Raw genomic sequence first — 2282 nt, 5'->3', positions numbered from 1 at the left:
CGTTTCTTTAATAAACATATTATATCCCCTATTGTGTTTAACTTTTATTAGTTATTAATACCACTTTTACACTAATATAATCGAAAGTTGAACATTTTGTCTTATTAATCTAAGAAACAATTCATGAGCCAGTTGACTTCAAATTGGTCTTTCACTTGTCCATGCATCGCATTAAAAAATGTTTTAGACAGAGGCATATGTGGGTCACCCGCTTCGCTTAATTTATCATATACTTGTTTTTGAGTTTTCAAATCGTCGAAAGTTAAAATTATATTTGTGTTGTCATTGCTCCATTCCCGTCCATATGTGCTGGAAATATGTAATACAACTGTTTCATTAATATGGAGCTCCGCGTGTAAAGTTTTACCGTTTGTTTCGTTTAATATTTTTTCGCTACCACCAAACGCATTTTTATAAAATGTTAATGCTTGTTCTACATCATCTACTTTAATAAAAGGGCTTAATTTCATTAAAACCATTCCTTTCTAATTTTCTATATTTGATTTTCCCTCATTTTATTATAATATAAGTTATAATGTAAATTTTTTAGGAGGTACACAGATGAAAATAGGCATTGATGCCGGCGGAACACTTATAAAAATTGTTCAAGATGATAATGGTAAACGACAATATACTACAAAATTAACTACTGAAATAAATGACGTCATTGAATGGTTGGAACAACAATCTTGTGAAAGTATTAGTTTAACAGGGGGGCAAGCTGGGACAATTCAAAATAGTTTAAATTGTGAATCTCGTATTTTTGTAGAGTTTGATGCTGCTGCAAAAGGCTTAGAACTCTTGTTAGAAGAACAAGGTCATCATTTAGATAATTATATTTTTACTAATGTTGGTACTGGAACATCATTGCATTATTCAAATGGCAAAGAACAACAACGTGTTGGTGGTGTCGGTACAGGCGGTGGTATGATACAAGGTTTGGGTTATTTATTAACTGGATTAAAAGATTACAAACAATTGACAGATACTGCCCAAAAAGGAGATCGCGAATTTATTGATTTAAAAGTAAAACATATCTATAAAGATAGTGAACCTCCTATTTCAGGAGATTTAACTGCTGCTAATTTCGGTCATGTGTTACATAATTTAGACAAGGATTTTTCAGATTCTGACAAATTAGCTTCATTGATTGGTGTCGTGGGAGAAGTCATTACTACGATGTCTATTACAGTAGCGAGAGAATATGGTACAGAAAACGTAGCTTATATCGGTTCTTCGTTCCACAATAATCATTTACTTAAAGAAGTTGTAAAAGATTATACGGTATTACGTGGTTTTAAACCATTTTATATTGAACACGGTGCCTTTTCCGGTGCACTAGGCGCAATTCATTTAAGTTAAAAAAATACCATGACATAAATGTAAAGAATTGTTTTTTCTTTACTTATGTCATGGTAAAAAATGAACGTAATTATTCCGTTTGAATATCACAATTCATTCAAACGGAATAATTACTTCCAACAGTGCTTGTATTCAATGATATTAAAACGGTAATTGATCTAATACTTTCTGAGCTGAGACTACGGTACCTACAACGCCTGATTTCAAATCAATCGCTACTGCTTTGTCATCATCTCTTAAAGTATCTAACCATTCTGCGAAGACTTCACCCTCTATTTCAATAATATCGCATTCTTCAAAATCTTCATTTCTTACTTTTTCTGCCCTATTTCTAATACTCCACACCGGCATAATATGTGGTTTTTGATGCTCATCATCACTAATCATAATGAATTGTTTGGCATCTTTATTAGTTAAACCAAATACAGCATCTTCTTCTGCTACATCAATAACAAATTCTTTGAGACGAATTTCATCTAAATCTGACATCAATTCATTTGTAAAATCAATAATATTTACTAAATCACCATCTGTCTGAGATGAAGCATTCATCAACACTTCTTCACCTTCTGCAAACACATCATCCATTTCATATGTTACGAAACGATCAATATCAATTTTTTTAATCTTATCATAATCGGTGTCATGTTTATTTAAGAATGTTTCAGCTGTTTCTTTTTGAGTCCAAACACAAATGACATCTTTCCCTAAAATTTCATGTCTAATTAGTTGTTTTGACTTTGTTGCTATATAAAAATATTCATTTACCAGAATATCTTGAAAAAATGAACTTGCTTTATAAGACATAATCACACCTTCAATTCATTAAAATATTTAACTATATTTAAAATATAAATGAGTATAATACTATAGTCAATTAACGTCATACAATAAATATTAAAATTTTAATATATCTAAAC

General features: G+C 30.7%; 3 protein-coding genes. 1 reads left to right on the top strand and 2 read right to left on the bottom strand.

Annotated elements, in window-relative coordinates; genetic code table 11:
* Nucleotides 1-104: 104 nt before the first annotated feature.
* The gene (locus CD150_RS07120) at nt 105-470 is read right to left on the bottom strand and encodes a VOC family protein (RefSeq protein ID WP_073346122.1); all 366 of its coding nucleotides are present in this window, start codon (nt 468-470) and stop codon (nt 105-107) included.
* Nucleotides 471-561: 91 nt separating this feature from the next.
* On the opposite strand from CD150_RS07120, the gene coaW reads away from it, so the two are divergent.
* On the top strand, nt 562-1362 hold the full coding sequence (coaW, locus tag CD150_RS07115; protein WP_046207741.1) for a type II pantothenate kinase: 801 nt from the start codon (nt 562-564) through the stop codon (nt 1360-1362).
* Between the two features lie 141 nt (nt 1363-1503).
* On the opposite strand, the gene CD150_RS07110 is transcribed toward coaW, so the two are convergent.
* The gene (locus tag CD150_RS07110) at nt 1504-2169 is read right to left on the bottom strand and encodes a DUF2750 domain-containing protein (RefSeq protein ID WP_070039528.1); all 666 of its coding nucleotides are present in this window, start codon (nt 2167-2169) and stop codon (nt 1504-1506) included.
* Between the last annotated feature and the right edge of the window lie 113 nt (nt 2170-2282).

The sequence above is a fragment of the Staphylococcus ureilyticus genome (assembly GCF_002902235.1).
In the GTDB taxonomy this organism is placed as follows: domain Bacteria; phylum Bacillota; class Bacilli; order Staphylococcales; family Staphylococcaceae; genus Staphylococcus; species Staphylococcus ureilyticus.
Note: the sequence above shows the minus strand (reverse complement) of the source record. Positions and strands in the feature narration are given on the sequence as shown.